Raw genomic sequence first — 21,318 nt, forward strand, 5'->3', positions numbered from 1 at the left:
CCCCCCCCGGGTCCCAACCCAGCCCCGGGGCGGGCCGGCCCCCCGGCCCCCCCCTCTTCATTCCAGCGGTGCGATGGCGGGATGGCCCGCCATCGCAACAGTGCATTACCAGTTCATGTTCAGCGAGACGCCGACAGTGCGCGGCTCGTTGTAGACCGCGGCCATGTAGTTCTCGATCACACCCTTGAGGTTCTTCTCGTTGGTGATGTTGCGCGCGAACAGCGCCACTTCGTAGGCACCGTAGTTGCCCGAGTAGCCGATCTTCAGGCCGCCCTCGAAGTCACCCTTGGAGTTGAACTCCTTGCTGTCGTACAGCACGAAGCTGGTGTAACCCTGCTTGTTCCAGTCGGTGGACACGAACATGGTGCCGGCGTCGCTGACCGGGAAATCGTAGCGGGCGGCCAGGTTGACGTTGTACTTCGGCGCGTTCGGCAGCGGATTGCCGTCGATCTGGGCGAAGGTGTTGGCACCGACCTTGATGGTCGGGTCGCCGACGGTGCAGACCACCTGGCCGTTGAGGCCGCAGACCTGCGCGTAGACGCGCTTGTCCTTGATCTCGCTGTGCAGCAGGCTCAGGCCGGCGCTCAGGGTCAGGTTCGGGATCGGGCGCAACTCCATGTCGGCTTCGAAGCCGTAGGCCTTGGCCTTGTCGGCGTTGAACAGCACGCCGTTGCCGTCCGAATCGTTGCCGTTGAGCTGGATGTCGTTGACGGTGTAGGTGAACGCGGTAGCGTTCAGGCGCAGGCGGTTGTCCCACAGGCTGCTCTTCACGCCCGCTTCCCAGGACAGGATGGTCTCGGAATCGGCGGTGGTGAAATCGGCATTGAACACCGCCGAACGGCCCTGGATGGTCGGGCCGCGGAAGCCGCGTGCGACCTTGGCGTAGACGCTCACGTCCGGCGTGATCTGGTACATCGCGCTCAGATCCCAGCTCGGGGTGGTGTCGGACATCTTGACGTCGGTGCGGCCCTTGTAGGTGACCACGCCAGCAGCAGTGTCAGCGGTCTTCAGCAGACGGGTGTGCTTCTCGTCCTTGGTCTGGCGCAGGCCGGCGGTGACGGTGAACTTGTCGGTGAAGGCGTAGCTCAGCTGGCCGAAACCGGCCCACGAGGTGTTCTTGTTGCGCAGGCGCACCCAGTTGTTCGGGTTGCGTGCCGCGCCCTGCAGGAACCACGCGCGCTGGTAGAAGTCGGTGGTGTCGCTGCCGTTGAAGTAGAACGCACCGGCCTGCCACTGCAGGGCGTTGTCGTCATGGCTGGCCAGGCGGAACTCCTGGGTCCACTGGTCCAGGTCGCGGATGCGGCCCATCGACTGGCCGTAGCCGTTAGGCACGCCGTTCACCGGGAAGTTCACCGCGGCGCCGCCGTCGGTGTCGCCGCGGCTGTAGCCGGAGGTGGTTTCGTAGGCGGTGATCGAGGTGAAGTCGATCGCGCCGAAGTCGTAACGCGCCTTCACCGAGCCACCGTAGGTCTTGTAGGCCTGCGGGTTGTTGTCGGCTTCGTCGTAGGCGACCTTGTCACGCGGCACGTCGGTCTTGTTCGAGCCCTTGGTCAGCGCACCGCGCAGGAACAGGGTGGAGGTGCCTTCGTAGTCACGGGCGTGGGCCGAGGCCAGGATCGAGAACTGGTCGCTCGGGGTCAGCAGCAGCTGCGCGCGCACGTTGCGGTCATCGAAGCCGCCCATGGCGTTCTTCTTCGGGCTGACGGTGCCGTCGGCGCTCGGGCCCTTGTAGGTGTTGTCGACGTAGTCGTCGCGGTGCTGGTACAGGGCCGACACGCGGAACGAGGCGATGTCGTTGATCGGGCCGCCGAAGCCGCCGTCGATCGACACGCTGTTATAGGTCGCGTAGCTGGCGCTGACGCGGCCGGTGTAGTCCTGGGTCGGCTTCAGGGTGTCGAACTTGATGATGCCGGCGGTGGTGTTGCGGCCGAACAGCGAGCCCTGCGGGCCGCGCAGCACTTCCACCTGGTCCACGTCATAGACCGGGTTGGACTTCAGCACCACGTGTTCCAGCACCACGTCGTCCTGGATGATCGACACCGGCTGCGAGGCACCCAGGTAGAAGTCGATGTTGCCCAGACCACGGATGTAGAAGCGCGGGAAGATACGGCCGGTGGTGGTTTCCGCATACAGGCTCGGCACGCGGCCGGACAGCGCCAGCAGGGTATCGTCGCCGCCGGCGGTGAAGTCGCGCATGCGCTCGCCCTGCACCACGCCCACCGAGACCGGCACTTCCTGCAGGTTCTGCTCGCGGTGTTCGGCGGTCACGGTGATCGTGTCCAGGCCGGTCGGGGTCGGCGCGCTGTCCTGCGCGGCGGCACCGAAGCTGGCCGCCAGGGCCAGGCAGGCACAGGCCAGGGCCAGCGGGTGGCGGCGGAAGGAAACGAAGGAAGACGACATACCCGACAGGCGGCGGGAATCGGAATGGGAGGGCATGAAATGCTCTGAGGAGGCGTCCGTGCGGCCTGCGCGAGCCGGGCGGCAAAAAGGAAAATAACTGCGCAAGCCGCCATTATCCCCCAAATTGTTACGATTTCGTTGCGCAACCCCCACGCCCGGCGAAACCAGCGGTTTCGGCACAGTCACCCGGCACTTCGCGGGCCCAGCGCATTACCTGGGGTCAGATCCGTTTTCCTCAGGAAAACGGATCTGACCCCGAACCGAGATTCATCAAGGCCACATCGACCATCGCCAACAGCCGCTCGCGGCTGATCCCGTCACGGGCCTGCACTGAAATGCCGTGCAGCAGCGTGGCGAAGTGATCGCCCAGCGCCTGCACCGCCACATCGTCGGCCAGCTGCCCTTCGGCCTGCGCCTGCTGCAGGCGCGCGATGATCGCCGCCGTGCGCTGGCGACGATGGCTGGCCAGCCAGTCCCGGACGCCCTCGCCGTCGGGCGACACGCTGCTGGCCGAGGACACCACCAGGCAACCGTGCGGGCGCCCGCGCCGGGTGTAGGTCAGCACCGCGTCACGCAGCATCGACCCGATCGCCTCACGCAGCGTGCTCTGCTCCAGCGCGCGCGGCGCGAAGCCGCCTTCGCCTTCCTCGTACAGCGCAACGGCTTCGCGGAACAACTGCTCCTTGCTGCCGAACGCGGCATAGATGCGTGCAGAGGCGATGCCCAGTGCCTCGACCAGTGCCGACATCGACGTGCCTTCATAGCCGTGCTGCCAGAACAGCAGCATCGCCTTGCGCAACGCCTGGTCCCTGTCGAATTCGCGCGGTCGCCCTGCCATCTGCCTGCCTGCTCCAGTGAGGCGCGCAGTGTAACGCGGGTGTTGACCACCGCGAGGACCGCACCTATTCTTTGTCAATCGACAAACAATTGGAGCAACACATGCAGACCCTCAAGGGCCCCAGCCTGCACCTGGCGCAGTTCGCTGGCGACCAGGCCCCGTTCAACTCACTTGCCGGCATCGCCGGATGGGCCGCCGGCCACGGTTTCAAGGCGCTGCAGATTCCCGCCTGGGATGCACGCCTGTTCGACCTGGCCACCGCCGCCGACAGCCAGGACTACTGCGATGACCTGCGCGGCACACTGGCCGAGCACGGCCTGCAGGTCAGCGAACTGACTACCCACATCCTCGGTCAGCTGGTGGCCGTGCATCCGGCCTACGACGAACTCTGCGATGGTTTCGCTCCGGAGCCGCTGCGCGGCAATCCGAAGGCCCGCAGCGAATGGGCGCAGCAGCAGCTGCACCTGGCCGCCCGCGCGTCACGCCGTCTCGGCCTGCAGGACATGGGCACCTTCTCCGGCTCGTTCGCCTGGCCCTACCTGTTCCCGTTCCCGCAGCGTCCGCCGGGCCTGATCGATGCCGCCTTCGATGAACTGGCACGTCGCTGGCGGCCGATCCTCGATACCTGCGAGGACAACGGCATCAACCTCTGCTACGAGATCCATCCCAGCGAAGACCTGCACGATGGCACCAGCTTCGAGCGCTTCTTCGAGCGTGTCGGCCAGCACGATCGATGCCGCATCCTGTTCGATCCCAGCCACTTCGTGCTGCAGCAGCTGGACTACCTGGAGTACCTGGACATCTACCACCCGCTGATCCGCATGTTCCACGTCAAGGATGCGGAGTTCCGTCCGAGCGGGCGCCAGGGCATCTATGGCGGGTATGCCGACTGGACCGAGCGCGCCGGCCGCTTCCGCTCGCTGGGCGACGGCCAGGTCGACTTCAAGTCGATCTTCTCCAAGCTGGCCCAGTACGACTACCAAGGCTGGGCGACGCTGGAATGGGAGTGCTGCCTGAAGGACCAGGAAGCCGGCGCGCGCGAAGGCGCCGCGTTCATCCGCGACCACATCATTCCGGTCACCGACAAGATCTTCGACGACTTCGCCGGTGCACCGATCAGCACCGCACAGATGCAGCACATGCTCGGCATCGCCTGAGCCCCAACGGAGCATTCCCCCATGACGTCTTCCCTTTCCGCTGGCGCTGCCGGCGACGCACCCCTGCGCCACCATTACCTGCGCATCGATGGCCAGCGCGTGCATTGCGTATCCGCTGGCCACGGTGAACCGGTGCTGCTGATTCCCGGCTGGCCGCAGACCTGGTACGCCTGGCGCCACGTGCTGCACGCGCTGGCCGAAGCCGGCTTCGAAGCGATTGCCGTGGATCCGCCGGGCATCGGCGAATCCGATCGCCCCACCCACGGCTACGACACCGGCAGCGCCGCCTCCGTACTGCACCGGACCATGCAGGCGCTGGGCCATGACCGTTACCAGGTAGTCGGGCATGACATCGGCATGTGGATCGCCTATGCACTGGCCAGCGACCAGCCGCAGGCGGTGCGCCAGCTGGCCGTCACCGAAGCGGTGATTCCCGGCCTGGCCCCGGAACCGGGCATCTTTGCTGCACCGGCCGACAACATCTTCCTCTGGCACTTCATGTTCAACCAGGTGGCCGACCTGCCCGAGGCGCTCATCACCGGTCGCGAGCGCGCCTACCTGGAATTCATGTTCGATCGCTGGTCGTACCGGCGCGATGCGGTGGCCGCCGATACCTACATTGCCGCCTACAGCCGTCCGGGCGCATTGCGCGCAGGCTTCGCGTGGTACCGGGCGATTCCGGAAACGATCCGCCAGAACAGGCTGCGCGCGCAGCGCCGGCTGCCGATGCCGGTGCTCGCGATCGGCGCCGAACACGCCACCGGCGACGCGCCGATGCTGACCCTGCAGCCGCATGCCGATGATGTGCGCGGCAGCATCGTGCCGGGCTGCGGCCACTTCATCATGGAAGAAGCGCCGCAGGCATTCCTTGCACAGCTGCTGCCGTTCCTGCAGGAGGCACGCCATGCAGCTTGAACCGGCACTGCAGCAGTTGGTCGACGCCGTCGCCGCCCATCCGCTGCCGGAGGACCTGCGCGAACTGCGGGCGATCAGCGAGAGCGCGCTGCCACAGTTGCAGGGTGCGCCACAGCCGGTTGCGCATGTGATCGAACACACGGTGATCGCACGCGACGGGCATGCGCTGGACGTCCGCCTCTACACACCGGAAGGATTGCCCGACGGACCTGCGCCGGCCCTGCTGTTCGCCCACGGTGGCGGCTGGTTCCAGTGCTCGCTGGCGGTCTACGACGGTCCCTGCCGCGCCCTGGCCAATGCCAGCGGCTGCGTGATTGTCGCCGTGGGTTACCGGCTGGCGCCGGAGCACCCGTTCCCGGTTCCACTGCATGACGTCGCCGACGCCTGGCAGTGGGTGCAGGACAACGCAGAGCGCCTCGGCCTGGACCCACGGCGGCTGGCGATCGGTGGCGACAGCGCCGGTGGCAACCTCGCCGCCGCCTGCTGCCTGCTGCTGCGCGAGACAGGCCTGCCGCAGCCGCGCCACCAGCTGCTGCTGTACCCGGCGCTGGATGCCGGCATGGGCAGCGATTCCTACCGCGACTACGCCACTGGCTATTACCTCAGCGCCGAACTGATGCAGCGCTGCTGGCAGAGTTATCTGGGGGATCTGGATCAGCCGCCGTCACTGGCCTCGCCCGCCCACGCAAGCAACCTGCAGCGGCTGGCGCCAGCCTCCGTGCTCAGCTGCGAGCACGATCCGCTGCGCGATGAGGCCGAGCAGTACGCGCACCGCCTGCAGGCTGCGGGCGTCGACTGCACGCTGGAGCGGCTGCCGGGGATGATCCACGCCTGCATCCACCTGCAGGGCTTGGCTGTTTCCACTGGCGTGGCGGTACAGCGCGCGGGCCATCTGCTGCACCAGGCCCTGGTCTGAACAGGCTGGGGGCGGCGGCAGATCCACGCCTGCCGCCGTCCCGGCCCGGCGCTTGGCAAGCCCGGCAGGCAGCGCTACACTGAAAGCCTGCCGTGGGGCCATAGCTCAGCTGGGAGAGCGCGTCGTTCGCAATGACGAGGTCAGGAGTTCGATCCTCCTTGGCTCCACCACTATTCAGAAGAACCCGCAGATCTCCGTGATCTGCGGGTTTTTTCTTTTAGCGCCCGCGGCTCAGGCCGGCTCCTCGCCGCCGTCCTTGCGATGTGGACTGCGCGAGTGCGTATCGCGCACCTGTTGATCGCGCTGCCCCGGCCGCTGCTTGGCCACATCGTCCTGCTTCCTGTCCTGGCGACTTTCCTGGATACCCTGCTTCGGGTCCTGATCCTTGCTTCGCTCGTTCATCGAAATCTCCACGCCGGCGGCGGGCCCACGTTGCCCACCACGCTAGAGGTTGCCGGGTAAGCCGCAGGTCAGTCCCGTGCCAACGTCATGTGCAGGCACTGGCTTGCCGCCGCAGCCCCCGCGCGGCCAGAATCCGAGGCACCACGCTCACCGGTACGCCATGCCCTCTCCTACCCAGCACGCAGCGCACACGTTGCCGATGCTCCTCGATGCGACCGACGGCAGCATCCAGCTCGGCAGCCTGCCGACGCTGATCGGCCCCACCCTGTCACGGGATGAAGCGAGTGTCGCCTTCGCCACGCTGGTGCGAGGGCAGCGCGATGTCGGCACCGGCTATCACTGGCTCAGCCTGCACCAGCTCAGCCTGGGCGGTGCGCCCGCTGGCATCAGCCTGTGCTTCCACGGGCAACAGCTCGACATGGTGACAATGGGTGTCAGTCTGCCTGGTGCGGCACTGGAAGACGGCTGGCCGACCCAGTCAGCGATCGATGCCGAAGTCGCTTTCATGCGCCGCACCTTGGCCACGGCACTGGGGCGCAAACTGACCGGCGGCCACGCCCGCTTCGACTGGGGCGAAGCCTGGGCGCGTTTCGATCCGAAAGGCTTCATGGCCAGCAGCGGCATCCGCTACGCGCCACGCTCGTGACCCCGCTCAGGTACGGCTGATCGACACTCCACCCTCCACGCGCATCGCGGTACCGGTAACGAAACTGCTTTCGTCGCTGGCCAGGAACAGCGCCGCGTTGGCGATCTCCTCCGGCTCGGCCAAGCGCTTCAGTGCGTGCAGCGAGCGCACGAAGTCGCGGGCATCGCCGGTCGGTGCCGCCTGCCGGCCCATCTCGGTATCGGTGCCACCGGGCAACAGCACGTTGCTGCGCACGCCACGCGCACCGTATTCGGCAGCGATCACCTGGCTCAGGCCGATCAACCCGGCCTTGCTCGACGCATAGGCCGCCATGCCCGGGAATCCCACGGTGTGGCCGACGAAGGTGCCGACGAACACCAGCGAGCCGCCGCCGCGCGCCAGCAGTGCCGGCAACTGCGCGCGTGCTGCATGGAAGGCCGCATCCAGATTGGTCGCCATCACCTCGCGCCAGGCTTCCGCCGGAAACTCCGCCGCCGGCACGCCCGGGCCGAGCATGCCGGCATTGTTGAGGGCGATGTCCAGGCCGCCGAAGGACCGCTGGGCCAGATCGACCAGCGCCTGTGCCGTGCCCGGGTCGGCCACGTCGGCGGCATGCACCACGGCTTCGCCACCGGCGGCGCGAATCTGCTCGGCCAGCGCCTGCAGCGGCTCCGGCCGCCGTGCGTTGAGCACCAGCTTTGCCCCTTCGGCAGCAAAGCGCAGGGCGCTGGCGCGGCCAATGCCAGCGCTGGCACCGGTGATGAGAGCGATCTTGTTGTTCAGGCGCATGGTCGTGGTACCGGTTGTGAAGTGGCCGCCACGATGCCGCGCCTTCGGCCCGCCCACACTCCGTTTCCGGGCCTCACAGATGCGTGCAGGAAACGGAGTTTCCGCAGCACCGGCACGTGCCAGAATCCGGCCATGGACAGTACCGCCACCACCGCCCTCGATGCCCGCGTCGAACGGGTCTGCCGCCACCTTCAAGCCAGCCTCGACGAGCCCTCGTTGCAGGAGCTGGCCGACATCGCTGGCTGCAGCCCGACGCGCCTGCATCGCCTGTTCAAGCAGGCCACCGGGCTGACCCCCAAGCAGTACGCCGCTGCGCTGCGCGCTGACCGCCTGCGCACCGGTCTGGAGCACCAGGAACGCATCACCGACGCCTTCCACGATGCTGGCTTCGGTTCCAGCGGGCGCTTCTACGAGAACGCACCGAAGTTGCTGGGCATGACGCCAAAGCAATGGCGCGCAGGTGGCCGCGGCGAAGTCATCCACTTCGCCATCGCCGAAAGTTCACTGGGTAGCGTGCTGGTGGCCAGCAGCGGGACCGGTGTGGTCGCGATCCTGCTCGGCGATGATCCGGAGACGCTGTTGCAGTCGCTGCAGCAACGCTTCCGCCAGGCCGAACTGGTCGGCGCCGACCACGGCTATGAGCAACTGGTGGCACAGGTCGTAGGCCTGGTCGAGGATCCCACACGCGGCGCCACGCTGCCGCTGGATATCCGTGGCACCGCGTTCCAGCAACGGGTGTGGCAGGCACTGCAGCAGATTCCGCGTGGACAGACCGCCTCGTATGCGGATATTGCCGCGCGTATCGGTGCGCCCCGCTCCAGCCGTGCCGTAGCACGTGCCTGTGCAAGCAACCCGCTGGCGGTGGCCGTGCCCTGCCACCGCGTGGTACGCCGCGATGGCGACCTGTCCGGCTATGCGTGGGGCGTAGCGCGCAAGCGCGAGCTGCTGCGCCGGGAGAAGGCCTCGACTGCCTGAAGTGGGTGCCGACCTTGGTCGGCACGCCCAGCTTCCGGTAGGTGCCGACCTTGGTCGGCACACCGCCAAGCCCTCAATCCAGCTTCACCACCAGCTTGCCGAAGTTGTGCCCCTTCAGCAGCCCGAAGAACGCCTCCGGCGCATTCTCCAGCCCTTCCACCACATCCTCGCGGTACTGGATGCGGCCATCGCGCAGCCATTGCGGCATCTCGCGTTCGAAGTCCGGCCACAGGTGATTGAAGTCGTGCACGATGAAACCACGCACGGTCAGGCGCTGGCGCAGGATCTGGCTGAACAGTGCGGGCAACCGGTCCGGGCCGGGCTGCTCGACGCCGCGCTCGTTGTAGGTGGCGATGGTGCCGCACACCGGAATGCGGGCGAAGTCGTTGAGCAGCGGCAGCACTGCATCCAGCACATGGCCACCGACATTCTCGAAGTACACGTCGATGCCCGCGGGCACTGCCGCGCGCAGCCGGTCCGCAAAATCAGCCACGCGATGATCCAGCGCCACGTCCACCCCCAGCGTCTGCAGATAGGCGCGCTTGGTCTCGCCACCGGCGATGGCGACCACGCGCGCGCCCTGCAGCTTGGCCAGCTGCGCCACGGTCGCGCCGACCGGCCCGCTCGCTGCGGCCACCACCAGGGTCTCGCCCGGCTTCAAACGGGCGATTTCATGCAGGCTGGAATAGGCAGTGAAGCCGGGCATGCCATATACCCCCAGCGCGATACTCAGCGGCAGCCCGGCCGGATCCAGCCGGCGCCCCAGTGCCCTGGCCGGCAGCACCGCATGGGTCTGCCAGCCACCCGGCGCCAGCACCAGTTCTCCCACCGCCACACCCTCAGCGTTGGATTGCAGCACTTCGGCCACGGTCTGCCCTTCCATCACCGCGCCCACCGCCACCGGTGCGGCGTACGACGGGCCTTCGTCCATGCGTCCCCGCATGTACGGGTCCAGCGACAGGTAGCGGTTGCGCAGCAGCACCTCGCCATCGGCCAGTGCCGGCAACGCTGTCTGTTCCAGGCGGAAGTTGGCTGCACTTGGCGCCCCCTGTGGACGCGACGCAAGCACGATGCGGGAGATGGTGGAGGGATCGGACATGGCCAGGTCTCTGCTGTTGCCAGCATCAGGAAAGGACTGCCGACACTACGCCGCAGCCATCCCCGATGGCGGCCACGAAAACAGCGTTCCATGGAACGGTGCGGCGCTGCCCGCGCGCAACCCTTGCCCTTGCAGCTTTGGCGATTGCGGCGACCTGCTGATTTCCACCGCAGACCATGATCGATTGGCTACGCCCCGCCCCACAACGGAGGATCAAGCACTTGCGAGCGCGCAGACGGCAATGTGAAGAAATCTTGGCAAAACGCTTGCCGAAGGCAGCCGACCTCCGTAATATACGCGTCCTTGGCAGCGACCTCGCTGCAACGAAACATGTGGCCGAGTAGCTCAGTTGGTAGAGCAGGGGATTGAAAATCCCCGTGTCGGCGGTTCGATTCCGTCTTCGGCCACCACTTTCGAAGGCCTGCAGAAATGCGGGTCTTTTTTTTCCGGAAACCGGGTTTGATCACGGTTGCCGCACAATTTGGCCGAGTAGCTCAGTTGGTAGAGCAGGGGATTGAAAATCCCCGTGTCGGCGGTTCGATTCCGTCTTCGGCCACCATCTTTCGAGACCTGCAGAAATGCAGGTCTTTTTTTATTCGCGCTCCGCGCAAGCGGCGGCCACCGCCGCCCGGTTGACGAAACATTTACACCGGCACGCGCCGCGGCACCTACGCTCCAGACTCCTGCCTGGAGCTGCCGATGCCTCTGCGCCCCGCCCTGCTCGCCTGCCTGCTGCTGGCCGCCCTGCCGGTGATCGCCGCCGAGCCGGTGCGCGCGGTCGACACGCTGGACATCGACCGCTACGCAGGTCAGTGGCACGAAATCGCGCACCTGCCGGTGTCGTTCCAGAAGCAGTGCGTTGGCGAGATCACCGCCAACTACGGGCTGCGCCGCGATGGGCGCATCAGTGTCACCAATGCCTGCCGCAACGGCGATGGCGAACGCGTGGTTGCTGAAGGCGTGGCACGCCCGGTTGCCGGCCATCCCGGCCAGTTGCAGGTGCGCTTCGTGCCGGACTGGCTGAGCTGGGTGCCACTGGTCTGGGCCGACTACTGGGTGCTGGCACTGGACCCGGACTACCAATGGGCGCTGGTCGGTGAACCCGACCGCAAGTACCTGTGGATTCTCTCGCGCCTGCCGGAAATGGATCGCGCCCGGTTCGAACAGCTGAAAGAAAAAGCCGAAGCCATGGGCTACGACCTTGGCCCACTGCGCCTGATGACACCGTTGCGCGATACCCCCGCCGATTGAACCACGCCGCAATCCGGCGCATCACGCGTGCCCGATCCGGCGCCGCGCACGCCCGGCCGCCATCTTCACGCGCTACCCTCTGCGACGGGTCGCCACAGGCGATCCAAACGACCATACGCCGTAGTATGCTTATCCAACGCACCCCTCCAGAGGACCTGCGCCCATGCTCCACCGCTTCCGTATCGCCTTGATCGTCCTGTGCACCCTCGCCGTTGTTGCCTGCAACAACGGCATCGTCAAGCGTGTTTCGGAACCGGCGGCCAGCCTGCAGCAGCTGACCGTGCGCGCCGACGGCAACTGGACCGTGGCCCTGCGCCTGCAGAACTACAGCTCCATGCCCATGACCTTCGATGACGTCGCTCTGGCGCTGACCGTCGGCGACAGCGACGCCGGCACGCTACAGGCCAAGCCGGGTATCTCCATCGGCGGCACTTCCGCCGATGTCATCAATGTCGACCTCGTGCCCAGCTCGGCCGCACGCCTGGTAGTGGCCGACGCGCTGGCCGGCAACCGCACCCTGGCCTATGGCCTGAAGGGAACGGTGGCGGCCACGCCGCAGGAAAAGAAGCAGCGCAGCTTCGACATCAGCAGCCGCAGCACCCTCAACCAGGCCCCTGGCCTACCCGGCGTGCTGCGCTGACTCCCGACTTTCGTCGCGGCGCCTGGCGCCGCTCCCCCCTGCCCTGATCAAATCGAGACGTACCGATGAGCAGCTACACCGCCCCGCTTTCCGACCTCCGTTTCGCCCTGCACGACGTGCTCAAGGTCGAACCCCTGTTCGCCCGCCTGGGCTTCACCGACGCCACCGCCGACGTGGTCGATGCCGTACTGGAAGAAGCCGGCCGCTTCAGCGCCACCGTGCTGGCCCCGCTCAACAGCGTCGGCGACGAGATCGGCTGCGTGCTCGACCAGGCCACCGGTGAAGTGACCACCCCGCCCGGCTTCAAGCAGGCCTACGACCAGTTCGTCGATGGCGGCTGGACCGGCCTGACCGCCTCGCCGGAGCTGGGCGGCCAGGGCCTGCCGCACACCCTGGGCGTGCCGCTCAACGAAATGATCAACGCCGCCAACCTGGCGTGGGGCAACTTCCCGCTGCTTTCGCACGGCGCCATCGAAGCACTGAAGCAGCACGGCGAGGCCTGGCAGCACGAGGCCTTCCTCAAGCCGCTGATCGAAGGCCGCTGGACCGGCACGATGTGCCTGACCGAACCGCACTGCGGCACCGACCTGGGCCTGCTCAAGACCAAGGCCGAGCCGAACGCCGATGGCAGCTACTCGATCACCGGCACCAAGATCTTCATCACTGCCGGCGAGCACGACCTGACCGAAAACATCGTGCATCTGGTGCTGGCCAAGCTGCCCGATGCCCCTCCGGGTGCCAAGGGCATCTCGCTGTTCGTCACCCCCAAGTTCAAGGTCGACCGCGATGGCAACGTCGGCGAGCGCAATGCACTGCGCTGTGGCTCGATCGAGCACAAGATGGGCATCAAGGGGTCGGTCACCTGCGTGATGAACTTCGATGGTGCGCAGGGTTACCTGGTCGGCCAGCCGCACAAGGGCCTGCAGGCCATGTTCACCATGATGAACACCGCGCGCCTGGGTGTGGGCCTGCAGGGCATCGGCCTGTCCGAGCGCGCCTACCAGAACGCGCTGAAATACAGCCGTGAACGCCTGCAGTCGCGCGCCCTGAGCGGCGCCAAGTTCCCGGACAAGCCGGCCGACCCGATCCTGGTCCACCCGGATGTGCGCCGCATGCTGCTGACGGTGAAGTCGCTGGTCGAAGGCAGCCGCCTGCTGGCGCTGCACGCCGCCACCCTGATCGACGTCGCCCACCACGCCGAGGATGCCGCCGAGCGCGAGCGCGCCGACACCCTGGTGAGTTTCCTGACCCCGATCTCCAAGGCCTGCCAGACCGAATGGGGCATCGAGAACACCTACAACGCCCTGCAGTGCTTCGGTGGCCACGGCTACATCCGCGAACACGGCATGGAACAGCTGGCCCGCGATGCACGCATCACCACGCTGTATGAAGGCACCACCGGCATCCAGGCGCTGGACCTGATCGGCCGCAAGACCGCGTCCAGCCAGGGCGCCGGCCTGAAGCTGATGCTGGCCGAGATCGAGGCGTTCGCCAAGGCCAACGAGGGCAACGAAGCGCTGGCCGAGTTCATCGGCCCGCTGCGCGCCAAGGCCGCCGAATGGGGCAAGCTGACCCTGGACGTGCTGCAGCGCGCGGCCACCAACCCGGACGAACTGGGCGCAGCCAGCTACGACTACCTGTTCTATTCGGGCTACGTGGTACTGGCCTACTGGTGGACCCGCAGCGTGGCCGCCGCCGATGCCAGCGCGCACGGCGCCGCCTTCGCCCAGGGCAAGCGCGAGACCGCGCGGTTCTACTTCGCCCGCGTGCTGCCGCGCACGCTCAGCCACGCCGCCGCGATCCAGGCCGGTGCCGCCCCGCTGATGGCCATGGACGACGAGCGCTTCGGCGCCTGAGCCGGGCTTCGCCCGGCACCCGCGGTAGTGCCGGCCGCTGGCCGGCAACCGCAACAGCAACAGCTGCATCCCGGTGGATGGCGGGACGGTATGGGCTGGCAGGACACGCCGTAAACCCATCCTTGGGGGCTCGATGGCGCCATCCATGGCGCCAACGGTCCTGCCAACCCACACCGCCCCGCCTCTGACAGGTTCACTCGGCTGTTGGCAGGTGTCGACCTGGGTCGACACGGTAGATCCACGCCACGCGTGGATGGAAACCACCGGGATCTCTCTGGAGAAGAGCCCCCCTTTGTTAAGGGGGGCGCGCCAACGGCGCGGGGGATAGGAGGAATGCGTGGACCTGAATGTTGACGATTTGTGTATCGCCGACAGGCGATACACAAATCGTCAACATTCAGGTATAAGCTGTTCTCCCGATGGAGACAGACACTACACGCTTGGGTCTGATCGAAGCCGGAGCTCCGATTTCTGCTCCGGGCGCCGAGGCATCGCCCAACGTCACCCCGCTGCATCGCCCCGGTTCGGTCCGGCTGCTCTCGCTGGATGCCCACGGACGCGTACTGGACTGGATCACCTGGCAGGACGCGGCGTGCCTTTACGCGCGTGAAGCGGTGGCCTGGACGCTCGGCGATCCCTGCCTGCACATCCACGGCGGCACCAACCGCTTCAGCGGCCTGCAGAGCGGCATGGACCTGCACCCGATCATCGCCGCCCGCGGCCACGCCCGCTCCCGCGCGATCGACCCGACGCCGAACCTGACCAACCCGGCCCTGTTCGCCCGCGACGCCCATCTGTGCATGTACTGCGGCCAGCAGTTCAACCGCCCCACGCTCACCCGCGACCATGTCATGCCACTGTCCAAGGGCGGCCTGGACTGCTGGGAAAACGTGGTCACCGCCTGCTTCCACTGCAACTCGCGCAAGAGCGACCGCACCCCGCAGCAGGCCGGAATGCCGTTGCTGGCGGTGCCTTACCGGCCCAGCTGGATCGAACACCTGATCCTGTCCAACCGCAACATCCTGGCCGACCAGATGGCCTTCCTGAAGGCGCAATTGCCGAAGCGTTCAAAACTGAGCACCTGAATCGCTGAAAATGCAACCCTCACCGTCCTGTCACGGGCGACGGCGTTTGCTTGCCCCACCCCCGTTTGAGGGCGAAAATGGGCGTTCAGAACAAGTGCGAACATGATGATCGACTCTGCCCGCTATCCCCGCCTCGCGCGCATCCAGACACCGGATGACCTGCGCACGTTCGACGAATCCGAATTGAGGGCGGTCGCCGACGAACTGCGCGCCTACCTCATCGAATCGGTGGGCAAGAGCGGCGGCCACTTCGCCGCCGGCCTGGGCGTGATCGAACTCACCGTGGCCCTGCACTACCTGTACCAGACCCCGCAGGACCAGCTGGTCTGGGACGTCGGTCACCAGACCTACCCGCACAAGATCCTGACCGGCCGCCGCGACGAGATCCACACCGTCAAGCAGAAGGACGGCGTGGCGCCATTCCCGAAGCGCGAAGAGAGCGAGTACGACACCTTCGGCGTCGGCCATTCGTCGACCTCGATCTCGGCCGCACTCGGCATGGCCATCGCCCGTCAGTCCGAAGGCGACAACCGTCAGGTCGTTGCGGTGATCGGTGATGGTGCGATGACCGCCGGCATGGCCTTCGAAGCGCTGATGCACGCCGGCGGCATGGAGCCCGAGCCGAACCTGCTGGTGATCCTCAACGACAACAACATGTCGATCTCCGAGGCGGTCGGCGGCCTGACCAAGATGCTCGGCCGTGCCACCGGCAGCCGCACGCTCAATGCACTGCGCGAAGGCGGCAAGAAGATCCTCGGCGACAAGAAGAACAACCCCGCGCGCTTCGTGAAGCGCTGGGAAGAACACTGGAAGGGCATGTTCGTGCCCTCCACCATGTTCGAGGAAATGGGCTTCCACTACACCGGCCCGATCGACGGCCACGACATGCCCGCCCTGCTGTCCACACTGAAGACGCTGCGCGCCTCCAAGGGCCCGAAGCTGCTGCACGTGATGACCACCAAGGGCAAGGGCTACGAGCCGGCCGAAGGCGATCAGATCGGCTACCACGCGGTGGGTCCGTTCGATCCGGACAAGGGCCTGGTGGCCAAGGCCGGTGCCAAGAAGCCGACCTACACCGATGTGTTCAGCGACTGGTTGTGCGATGCCGCCGCCGCCGAGCCGCGCCTGTACGGCATCACCCCGGCGATGCGCGAAGGTTCCGGCCTGGTGCGCTTCAGCAAGGAATACCCGCAGCGCTACTTCGACGTGGCGATCGCCGAGCAGCACGCGGTCACCCTCGCCGCCGGCATGGCTACCCAGGGTGGCAAGCCGGTGGTGGCGATCTATTCGACCTTCCTGCAGCGCGCGTACGACCAACTGGTGCACGACGTGGCCATCCAGGACCTGGATGTACTGTTCGCGATCGACCGCGCCGGCGTGGTCGGCCCGGACGGTGCGACCCACGCCGGCAACCTCGACCTGAGCTTCCTGCGCTGCGTGCCGAACATGGTGGTGATGGCGCCATCCAATGAAGCCGAGTGCCGGCAGATGCTCAGCACCGGCCTGCAGCACCCGGGCCCGGCCGCCGTGCGCTATCCGCGCGGCACCGGCACCGGCGTGGCAGCCGGCACCGACCTGTCCACCCTGCCGATCGGCAAGGGCGAGTTGCGCCTGCAGGGCAGTCGTATCGCCCTGCTCGCCTTCGGCAGCACTGTGGCCGCCGCCGAACAGGTCGGACGCGAACTGGGCCTGAGCGTGGTCAACATGCGTTTCATCAAGCCGCTGGACCGCGAGCTGGTGCTGGCTGTCGCCACCCAGCACGAGGGGCTGGTGACGATCGAAGACAACGTGGTGGCCGGTGGCGCCGGCTCCGGCGTCGGTGAGCTGCTCAATGCCGAAGGCGTGCTGCGCCCGATCCTGCATCTGGGCCTGCCCGACAGCTACCAGCACCACGCCAGCCGCGAGGACCTGCTGGCCGAAGCCGGCATCGACGCCGCAGGCATCCGCGCGGCGGTACTCAAGCGCTGGCCGCAGCTGGCTGCCGGGACCCCGCCGCTCAGCGCGGCAGGCTGAGGCCGATCACTACCCAGTGGATCCACGCATGGCGTGGATCCGCTGCGGAACAGGGGTCGATCCACGCCATGCGCGGAAGCAGATGCAATGTAGATCCACGCCATGCGTGGATAGCGGGCTCCGGAAACAGGATCTGGCCGGGAGCCCCAACCCTCAGCCGTAGCTGACCGCTTCCACGAACGCGCCGCTGGCTTCCACCCGCACCGCGGCACGCTGCCCGGTGTCGACGAAGTGGAGGCGAGCAAGGGTTTCAGCGAAATCGTAGGCCCTGGCACCATCGCGGAACTCGATCGGTTCCGGCCGGTCCGGGTGCAGCACGCGCCATTGGCGTTGCTCGCATTGCAGGCGGATCAACATGCAGCTCACTCCTTGAGGCAGCGTATCGACGGTGGGCGGTACATATGCGCCGTTTGCGGCAGGCATTGGCGCGACGAGTCAGGCGCACACAGAGGTGCCCCTGATCGCAGAAGATACGACGTTCAAAATGTGAGCTCTATCAGATTATTCTGATTTTCGAGGGGCAAGCTCAATTCACCTGGAACTGGGCGCGGCAGCCGTCGCTGACCCAGATGCCACGGCGGTCCCAGCCCCAGGTCTGGCCCTCGATGCAGGCGCTGCGTGAATCCTGGCGGACCAGGCGCACGCCACGGCGGATGCGCGCATCGCAGTACTCCTGGCGGTGGCCGTTGGAATGGCAGGTGATCACCTCACCCCCACCCCAGCCATTGCCACCATTGCCCCAACCGTTGCCATGGCCACCACCCCAGCCACCGCCGCGGCGGTACTCGCCAACAAACTCGGCACGACAGCCCTGGGTCACCCAGACACCGTAGCGCGACTGGCCCCACGTCTCACCTTCCACGCAGGGTGAACCGGACAACTGGCGGATCATCCGCGCCCGGCCTTCAAGACGGCACTCATTGCTGCGGTTCTTGATCGATTCGCAGCGCACGATGCCGCTGCCTTCGCGGCCGCCGTAACGGTCATCGTCATAGCCGTAGCCATAGCTCTGCGCCTGGGCGCCACCCGCCGCCGCCAGCATTGGCAGCAGGGTGCAGGCCAGGGTGCGCCAGGTGAGTGCCTTGCCCATCGAGATCTCCAGATGAATACGATGGCGCAAGCATCCGGGATTCGCGGCACGGCGCACAGGGGGGCGCGTGACGGCGGTTTTTCCCCATTCAAACAACGCAAGCGTAGCTGACTGCACCACCGCGGTCGGCGTCAGTCTCCGACGTGCAGGGCATCCACCGTGCTGCCGAGCGCCTCGACCCGCACCGTGCTGCGCTGGCCGGTGCGACGGTGGTGCTCGAGGGCCCGCGCCGCAGCGACATCGAAAGCCTCGGCGCCCCGCGCATAACGGGTTGCGTCATGCGCCTGCGGATCCAGCACGGACCAGTGCCGGGCGTTGCATTGAACGGTAATGACCATGAAGAGTTCCTGCGGTTGGAAGGATGCGACGGCAGGCGGACGGGCCACGTGCCGGTACACCATCAGGCTAGCGATCACCTCAGGGATGGCCCATCAGATTTGTACGAAAATGCCGTGCCCTCCGGTCAGCCCTTGCCTGCCCTCACATCCCTGAGCCCGTTTAGCCTGTTCTTTCCGTGATCCTTGTCACGGAGTCAGCAGGGCTTCACACTATCGTCACCAACAGGGGCCCCTTCCACATGCGCACCTTCTTCTCCCAGCAGCGTTGGACGCTGCTGAAGTTCTACTTCGTCGCCAGCTACGTCGTGCTGATTGAGGAACTGATCCGCGCCGCCATGCACTGAGCGCTTGCTGCAGGGCTATTTGCGACAGACACTGTCGCTTTAGGCACGGAGCCCGCTCAATGAAAGCGCTTCTTCTGATTCCAGCCCTGCTGGTACTGTCCGCCTGTGCCAACCAGCATCAGGCCGCCGCAGTTGCCGACGCGGCGGCCACGTCGCCTGCCACGCCGAAGGTCGGAGGTGATCGCGATGCCCACGGTTGCATCGGTTCGGCCGGCTACCAGTGGTGCGAACACAGCCAGCGTTGCGAACGCCCGTGGGAACTGGCGCAGGCGCAAGGCCTGGCGAACACCGCCGAAGCCATCGACGCCTACTGCGCAAAGCCGGCCACCCCGGCGCGCAAGTGAGTCGCGTGCGCCATGGCTGAGCTGAGTCCGCTACCAACGCTGGCCCCGGGCCGCTACCGCCACTTCAAGGGCGGCGAGTACGAAGTGCTCGAGATCGTCCGCAGCAGCGAGTCCCTGCAGCCAATGGTGCTGTACCGCGCGTTGTATGGCGAAGGTGGCCTGTGGGTACGCCCGTACGCCATGTTCGTCGAGCAAGTGCCCGGCGAGCACGGGCCGCAACCGCGTTTCGCCCGCATCGACGCATGACGGTTCCGCTGCCGGCCCTGGCCGGCAGCGCGGTAACGCAGCGGGCCTGCGCTACAATCGTACCGTCCAGTCGGTTTCTTCCCGCCATGTCCGCATCCCCCTCCCGTTCGCGCCGCAAGGCGCCCGACAGCGTGCGCCAGTCACTGCTGCAGGCCACCATTGAAGTGATCGGTCGTAATGGCCTGGCCGCGCTGACCGTGCAGGACGTCGCGCAGGTCGCCGGTGTCAGCAAGGGGGCGTTGTTCCATCATTTCAGCAGCAAGCAGGCACTGGTGGATGAAGCCATCGGAGCGCTCATCGGTGAGTTCGAAGCGCGGGTACGTGCCCTGCTGCAGGAAAACCCCGAAGGCCATGGCCGTTTCAGCCGCGCCTATGTGCAGGCCAATTTCGAGCATCTGCTGCAGCAGGAACAGGACAACGACATCGGCCTGACCCTGGGCAACCTGATGGAACCGGCCCTGCTCGCGCATTGGCGCACCTGGAAGCGTGCGATGCTGGCCGAATTCGCCGACGAAGCCAACGATCCGCGACTGTATGCGGCGCGCTGCGCTGCCGATGGCTACTGGGCCACGGCCTATGGCCGGCCGCTGGACGAGGAAGAACGCATCAACGCACTGGCCATGGCCGAACAGGCCCTGAAACTGTGCGACCCGCTGTGAGCCGGAGCCCGCGATGAATCCCTACGTCTATCTCGCCGCCGCGATCGTGCTGGAAGTGATCGCCACATCGCTGCTGAAGGCCTCCGACGGTATGAGTCGACTGGCGCCGACACTGGGCGCGCTGGTCGGCTACGGACTGTGCTTCTACCTGCTGTCGGTAACCATGAAGTCAATCCCGACCGGCATCGCCTACGCGATCTGGTCCGGCGTCGGCATCGTGCTGATCTCGCTGATCGGACTGGTGGTGTTCAAGCAGCGCCTGGATGCACCGGCGTTGATCGGCATCGGCCTGATCTGCGCCGGCGTACTGGTGATCAATCTGTTCTCGCGCAGCAGCGCACACTGAGTACGCTGCTGCGCGATCAACGCTAGCTGACCTTCTTCGCTACGGTCATGCCGAGCAGGAACAGCACCACCGCGATGATGATGCCGGCCCAGAACAGGAACTTGGCGATGCCGACCGCGGCACCGGCAATGCCGCCGAAGCCGAGCACGCCCGCAATGACGCCGATGATGGCGAAGATGATGGCCCACTTGATCATGTCAAACCTTTCCCCGTGGGGACTGCGTACTGGATGATCAGGCTAGGCCGTAGCCGATGCGGCAGTCGTGAACAGGCCGCGTGCGCGGCGTGAATCAGCGTGGGCGAAAGCGCAGCAGGGCAACTGCAAACGCCAGGAACACGCTGCCCACCAGCCGCTCGAACCAACGCCGTGCAAACGGCTTGGCCAGCCAGCGGCGCAGGCCATGGCCACCGGCTGCATACATCACATACCAGAACAGTTCGCAGGCGGCGAAGGTGGTCACCAGCACGCTGTACTGCAGTGCCTGGCCACGTGACGGATCGACGAACTGCGGCAGGAACGCTGCCGCGAACAGCAGCAGCTTGGGATTGCTCAGGCCCACCAGAAGGCCACCACGGAACACCTTCCACGCGCCCAGCGACGCCGCAACCGGCAGCGCGGCATCGACTGTCACCGGTGGTGCCGGCCGGCAACTGTCACGCCATGCCTTCAGGCCCAGCCAGGCCAGATAGGCCACGCCCAGATAGCGCAGCACCTCAAAGAGCATCGGCGAGGAATGCAGCAGCGCACTCAGTCCTGCCGCGGAGGCCGCCAGCACCAGCAGCATCGCCAGCAGGCAGCCAGCCATCGCCGGCACGCTACCGCGGAAGCCGAGCCCGACGCTGCGACCGAGGATATGCAGCATGTTCGGCCCCGGCGTGCCACACAGAACGAACACCGTGGCGAGAAACCACCACCAGGTATGCAGGGCCATATCGGACATCCACTTCAGAAGATCCCACCAGCATAGAGTGCGCCGGCCTGGCGCGGCA

The 21,318-nt window shown here is 66.5% G+C and carries 24 protein-coding genes and 3 tRNA genes; 17 read left to right on the forward strand and 10 right to left on the reverse strand.

The features are described 5' to 3' along the window. Window positions 1–105 precede the first annotated feature (105 nt). Complete coding sequence (locus tag ACJ7C5_RS02530) at window positions 106–2,400, reverse strand: TonB-dependent receptor (RefSeq protein WP_412702971.1); 2,295 nt, start codon at window positions 2,398–2,400, stop codon at window positions 106–108. 235 nt (window positions 2,401–2,635) lie between these two features. Next, entirely contained in the window at window positions 2,636–3,238 is a 603-nt protein-coding gene (locus ACJ7C5_RS02535; RefSeq protein WP_412702972.1) for a TetR/AcrR family transcriptional regulator, read from the reverse strand. Between the two features lie 101 nt (window positions 3,239–3,339). Between ACJ7C5_RS02535 and ACJ7C5_RS02540 the strand changes: the two genes are divergently transcribed. From ACJ7C5_RS02540 to ACJ7C5_RS02555, 4 genes are all read left to right on the forward strand, one after another. Next, window positions 3,340–4,395, forward strand: coding sequence for a sugar phosphate isomerase/epimerase family protein (locus tag ACJ7C5_RS02540; protein ID WP_412702973.1), 1,056 nt, complete (start codon window positions 3,340–3,342; stop codon window positions 4,393–4,395). A gap of 21 nt (window positions 4,396–4,416) precedes the next feature. After that, the gene (locus ACJ7C5_RS02545; RefSeq protein ID WP_412702974.1) at window positions 4,417–5,310 is read left to right on the forward strand and encodes an alpha/beta fold hydrolase; all 894 of its coding nucleotides are present in this window, start codon (window positions 4,417–4,419) and stop codon (window positions 5,308–5,310) included. Then, a complete protein-coding gene (locus ACJ7C5_RS02550; RefSeq protein WP_093999866.1) occupies window positions 5,300–6,226 on the forward strand; it encodes an alpha/beta hydrolase in 927 nt (308 codons plus the stop codon). The genes ACJ7C5_RS02545 and ACJ7C5_RS02550 overlap by 11 nt, the downstream gene beginning before the upstream one ends. A 94-nt stretch (window positions 6,227–6,320) precedes the next feature. Beyond that, a tRNA-Ala gene (locus tag ACJ7C5_RS02555) sits at window positions 6,321–6,396 on the forward strand. 61 nt (window positions 6,397–6,457) lie between these two features. Here the strand turns inward: ACJ7C5_RS02555 and ACJ7C5_RS02560 are convergent. Beyond that, window positions 6,458–6,628 (reverse strand): hypothetical protein, encoded by a 171-nt coding sequence (locus ACJ7C5_RS02560; protein WP_176510669.1) that lies wholly within the window; start codon window positions 6,626–6,628, stop codon window positions 6,458–6,460. 160 nt (window positions 6,629–6,788) lie between these two features. On the opposite strand from ACJ7C5_RS02560, the gene ACJ7C5_RS02565 reads away from it, so the two are divergent. Next, window positions 6,789–7,274, forward strand: coding sequence for a hypothetical protein (locus ACJ7C5_RS02565; RefSeq protein ID WP_412702975.1), 486 nt, complete (start codon window positions 6,789–6,791; stop codon window positions 7,272–7,274). 6 nt (window positions 7,275–7,280) lie between these two features. Here the strand turns inward: ACJ7C5_RS02565 and ACJ7C5_RS02570 are convergent, their stop codons facing one another. Further along, window positions 7,281–8,042 carry an SDR family oxidoreductase gene (locus ACJ7C5_RS02570; protein WP_412702976.1) on the reverse strand — a complete coding sequence of 254 codons (762 nt, stop codon included), beginning with the start codon at window positions 8,040–8,042 and terminating at the stop codon, window positions 7,281–7,283. A gap of 132 nt (window positions 8,043–8,174) precedes the next feature. Here ACJ7C5_RS02570 and ACJ7C5_RS02575 point away from each other — a divergent pair, with 132 nt between their 5' ends. After that, complete coding sequence (locus ACJ7C5_RS02575) at window positions 8,175–9,017, forward strand: bifunctional transcriptional activator/DNA repair enzyme AdaA (protein WP_412702977.1); 843 nt, start codon at window positions 8,175–8,177, stop codon at window positions 9,015–9,017. Between the two features lie 73 nt (window positions 9,018–9,090). Here the strand turns inward: ACJ7C5_RS02575 and ACJ7C5_RS02580 are convergent, their stop codons facing one another. Next, window positions 9,091–10,116 carry an NADP-dependent oxidoreductase gene (locus ACJ7C5_RS02580; RefSeq protein WP_412702978.1) on the reverse strand — a complete coding sequence of 342 codons (1,026 nt, stop codon included), beginning with the start codon at window positions 10,114–10,116 and terminating at the stop codon, window positions 9,091–9,093. A 334-nt stretch (window positions 10,117–10,450) separates the two neighbouring features. On the opposite strand from ACJ7C5_RS02580, the gene ACJ7C5_RS02585 reads away from it, so the two are divergent. The 7 genes from ACJ7C5_RS02585 (at window position 10,451) to dxs (ending at window position 16,961) form a co-directional block, all read left to right on the forward strand. Next, window positions 10,451–10,526, forward strand: a tRNA-Phe gene (locus tag ACJ7C5_RS02585). A gap of 73 nt (window positions 10,527–10,599) precedes the next feature. Next, a tRNA-Phe gene (locus tag ACJ7C5_RS02590) sits at window positions 10,600–10,675 on the forward strand. 140 nt (window positions 10,676–10,815) lie between these two features. Then, window positions 10,816–11,367, forward strand: a complete 552-nt coding sequence (locus ACJ7C5_RS02595; RefSeq protein ID WP_412702979.1) for a lipocalin family protein — start codon at window positions 10,816–10,818, stop codon at window positions 11,365–11,367. Window positions 11,368–11,530: 163 nt separating this feature from the next. Further along, window positions 11,531–12,007 (forward strand): LEA/WHy family protein, encoded by a 477-nt coding sequence (locus tag ACJ7C5_RS02600; protein ID WP_412702980.1) that lies wholly within the window; start codon window positions 11,531–11,533, stop codon window positions 12,005–12,007. A gap of 65 nt (window positions 12,008–12,072) precedes the next feature. Next, window positions 12,073–13,863 carry an acyl-CoA dehydrogenase C-terminal domain-containing protein gene (locus ACJ7C5_RS02605; protein ID WP_412702981.1) on the forward strand — a complete coding sequence of 597 codons (1,791 nt, stop codon included), beginning with the start codon at window positions 12,073–12,075 and terminating at the stop codon, window positions 13,861–13,863. 419 nt (window positions 13,864–14,282) lie between these two features. Next, on the forward strand, window positions 14,283–14,948 hold the full coding sequence (locus ACJ7C5_RS02610) for an HNH endonuclease (protein ID WP_006457729.1): 666 nt from the start codon (window positions 14,283–14,285) through the stop codon (window positions 14,946–14,948). Window positions 14,949–15,050: 102 nt separating this feature from the next. Then, window positions 15,051–16,961 carry a 1-deoxy-D-xylulose-5-phosphate synthase gene (dxs, locus tag ACJ7C5_RS02615; RefSeq protein WP_412702982.1) on the forward strand — a complete coding sequence of 637 codons (1,911 nt, stop codon included), beginning with the start codon at window positions 15,051–15,053 and terminating at the stop codon, window positions 16,959–16,961. Window positions 16,962–17,114: 153 nt separating this feature from the next. Here dxs and ACJ7C5_RS02620 read toward each other — a convergent pair whose 3' ends face one another. The 3 genes from ACJ7C5_RS02620 to ACJ7C5_RS02630 form a co-directional block, all read right to left on the reverse strand. After that, entirely contained in the window at window positions 17,115–17,318 is a 204-nt protein-coding gene (locus ACJ7C5_RS02620; RefSeq protein WP_005417823.1) for a hypothetical protein, read from the reverse strand. A 169-nt stretch (window positions 17,319–17,487) separates the two neighbouring features. After that, window positions 17,488–18,051 (reverse strand): DUF3011 domain-containing protein, encoded by a 564-nt coding sequence (locus ACJ7C5_RS02625; protein WP_093999860.1) that lies wholly within the window; start codon window positions 18,049–18,051, stop codon window positions 17,488–17,490. Window positions 18,052–18,182: 131 nt separating this feature from the next. After that, window positions 18,183–18,389: a hypothetical protein gene (locus ACJ7C5_RS02630; RefSeq protein ID WP_057502001.1), complete on the reverse strand. Its 207-nt coding sequence runs from the start codon at window positions 18,387–18,389 to the stop codon at window positions 18,183–18,185. 403 nt (window positions 18,390–18,792) lie between these two features. Here ACJ7C5_RS02630 and ACJ7C5_RS02635 point away from each other — a divergent pair, with 403 nt between their 5' ends. From ACJ7C5_RS02635 to ACJ7C5_RS02650, 4 genes are all read left to right on the forward strand, one after another. Continuing rightward, entirely contained in the window at window positions 18,793–19,077 is a 285-nt protein-coding gene (locus tag ACJ7C5_RS02635; RefSeq protein WP_412702983.1) for a hypothetical protein, read from the forward strand. Between the two features lie 12 nt (window positions 19,078–19,089). Further along, window positions 19,090–19,323 carry a DUF1653 domain-containing protein gene (locus ACJ7C5_RS02640; RefSeq protein WP_093999858.1) on the forward strand — a complete coding sequence of 78 codons (234 nt, stop codon included), beginning with the start codon at window positions 19,090–19,092 and terminating at the stop codon, window positions 19,321–19,323. An 86-nt stretch (window positions 19,324–19,409) separates the two neighbouring features. Continuing rightward, complete coding sequence (locus ACJ7C5_RS02645; protein WP_412702984.1) at window positions 19,410–19,982, forward strand: TetR/AcrR family transcriptional regulator; 573 nt, start codon at window positions 19,410–19,412, stop codon at window positions 19,980–19,982. Window positions 19,983–19,995: 13 nt separating this feature from the next. Continuing rightward, window positions 19,996–20,328, forward strand: a complete 333-nt coding sequence (locus ACJ7C5_RS02650; protein WP_088026627.1) for an SMR family transporter — start codon at window positions 19,996–19,998, stop codon at window positions 20,326–20,328. 22 nt (window positions 20,329–20,350) lie between these two features. Here the strand turns inward: ACJ7C5_RS02650 and ACJ7C5_RS02655 are convergent, their stop codons facing one another. Together ACJ7C5_RS02655 and ACJ7C5_RS02660 are read right to left on the reverse strand one after the other, a co-directional pair. Continuing rightward, window positions 20,351–20,524: a DUF1328 domain-containing protein gene (locus ACJ7C5_RS02655; RefSeq protein WP_006380555.1), complete on the reverse strand. Its 174-nt coding sequence runs from the start codon at window positions 20,522–20,524 to the stop codon at window positions 20,351–20,353. 94 nt (window positions 20,525–20,618) lie between these two features. Continuing rightward, a complete protein-coding gene (locus ACJ7C5_RS02660) occupies window positions 20,619–21,260 on the reverse strand; it encodes a LysE family translocator (RefSeq protein WP_088480183.1) in 642 nt (213 codons plus the stop codon). Window positions 21,261–21,318: the final 58 nt, after the last annotated feature.

It is taken from the genome of Nocardiopsis yanglingensis, from assembly GCF_045809185.1.
Lineage (GTDB): Bacteria > Pseudomonadota > Gammaproteobacteria > Xanthomonadales > Xanthomonadaceae > Stenotrophomonas > Stenotrophomonas yanglingensis.

Excerpts from the sequence above, each read along its gene's own strand:
- ACJ7C5_RS02560 (WP_176510669.1), bottom strand. The coding sequence starts at position 6,628 with ATGAACGAGCGAAGCAAGGATCAGGACCCGAAGCAGGGTATCCAGGAA.
- ACJ7C5_RS02550 (WP_093999866.1), top strand. The coding sequence starts at position 5,300 with ATGCAGCTTGAACCGGCACTGCAGCAGTTGGTCGACGCCGTCGCCGCC.
- ACJ7C5_RS02630 (WP_057502001.1), bottom strand. The coding sequence starts at position 18,389 with ATGGTCATTACCGTTCAATGCAACGCCCGGCACTGGTCCGTGCTGGAT.
- ACJ7C5_RS02645 (WP_412702984.1), top strand. The coding sequence starts at position 19,410 with ATGTCCGCATCCCCCTCCCGTTCGCGCCGCAAGGCGCCCGACAGCGTG.
- ACJ7C5_RS02640 (WP_093999858.1), top strand. The coding sequence starts at position 19,090 with ATGGCTGAGCTGAGTCCGCTACCAACGCTGGCCCCGGGCCGCTACCGC.
- ACJ7C5_RS02655 (WP_006380555.1), bottom strand. The coding sequence starts at position 20,524 with ATGATCAAGTGGGCCATCATCTTCGCCATCATCGGCGTCATTGCGGGC.
- ACJ7C5_RS02625 (WP_093999860.1), bottom strand. The coding sequence starts at position 18,051 with ATGGGCAAGGCACTCACCTGGCGCACCCTGGCCTGCACCCTGCTGCCA.
- ACJ7C5_RS02635 (WP_412702983.1), top strand. The coding sequence starts at position 18,793 with ATGAAAGCGCTTCTTCTGATTCCAGCCCTGCTGGTACTGTCCGCCTGT.
- ACJ7C5_RS02565 (WP_412702975.1), top strand. The coding sequence starts at position 6,789 with ATGCCCTCTCCTACCCAGCACGCAGCGCACACGTTGCCGATGCTCCTC.
- ACJ7C5_RS02540 (WP_412702973.1), top strand. The coding sequence starts at position 3,340 with ATGCAGACCCTCAAGGGCCCCAGCCTGCACCTGGCGCAGTTCGCTGGC.
- ACJ7C5_RS02610 (WP_006457729.1), top strand. The coding sequence starts at position 14,283 with ATGGAGACAGACACTACACGCTTGGGTCTGATCGAAGCCGGAGCTCCG.
- ACJ7C5_RS02530 (WP_412702971.1), bottom strand. The coding sequence starts at position 2,400 with ATGTCGTCTTCCTTCGTTTCCTTCCGCCGCCACCCGCTGGCCCTGGCC.
- ACJ7C5_RS02545 (WP_412702974.1), top strand. The coding sequence starts at position 4,417 with ATGACGTCTTCCCTTTCCGCTGGCGCTGCCGGCGACGCACCCCTGCGC.
- ACJ7C5_RS02605 (WP_412702981.1), top strand. The coding sequence starts at position 12,073 with ATGAGCAGCTACACCGCCCCGCTTTCCGACCTCCGTTTCGCCCTGCAC.
- ACJ7C5_RS02660 (WP_088480183.1), bottom strand. The coding sequence starts at position 21,260 with ATGGCCCTGCATACCTGGTGGTGGTTTCTCGCCACGGTGTTCGTTCTG.
- ACJ7C5_RS02535 (WP_412702972.1), bottom strand. The coding sequence starts at position 3,238 with ATGGCAGGGCGACCGCGCGAATTCGACAGGGACCAGGCGTTGCGCAAG.
- ACJ7C5_RS02570 (WP_412702976.1), bottom strand. The coding sequence starts at position 8,042 with ATGCGCCTGAACAACAAGATCGCTCTCATCACCGGTGCCAGCGCTGGC.
- ACJ7C5_RS02580 (WP_412702978.1), bottom strand. The coding sequence starts at position 10,116 with ATGTCCGATCCCTCCACCATCTCCCGCATCGTGCTTGCGTCGCGTCCA.
- ACJ7C5_RS02620 (WP_005417823.1), bottom strand. The coding sequence starts at position 17,318 with ATGTTGATCCGCCTGCAATGCGAGCAACGCCAATGGCGCGTGCTGCAC.
- ACJ7C5_RS02575 (WP_412702977.1), top strand. The coding sequence starts at position 8,175 with ATGGACAGTACCGCCACCACCGCCCTCGATGCCCGCGTCGAACGGGTC.
- ACJ7C5_RS02595 (WP_412702979.1), top strand. The coding sequence starts at position 10,816 with ATGCCTCTGCGCCCCGCCCTGCTCGCCTGCCTGCTGCTGGCCGCCCTG.
- ACJ7C5_RS02600 (WP_412702980.1), top strand. The coding sequence starts at position 11,531 with ATGCTCCACCGCTTCCGTATCGCCTTGATCGTCCTGTGCACCCTCGCC.
- ACJ7C5_RS02650 (WP_088026627.1), top strand. The coding sequence starts at position 19,996 with ATGAATCCCTACGTCTATCTCGCCGCCGCGATCGTGCTGGAAGTGATC.
- dxs (WP_412702982.1), top strand. The coding sequence starts at position 15,051 with ATGATGATCGACTCTGCCCGCTATCCCCGCCTCGCGCGCATCCAGACA.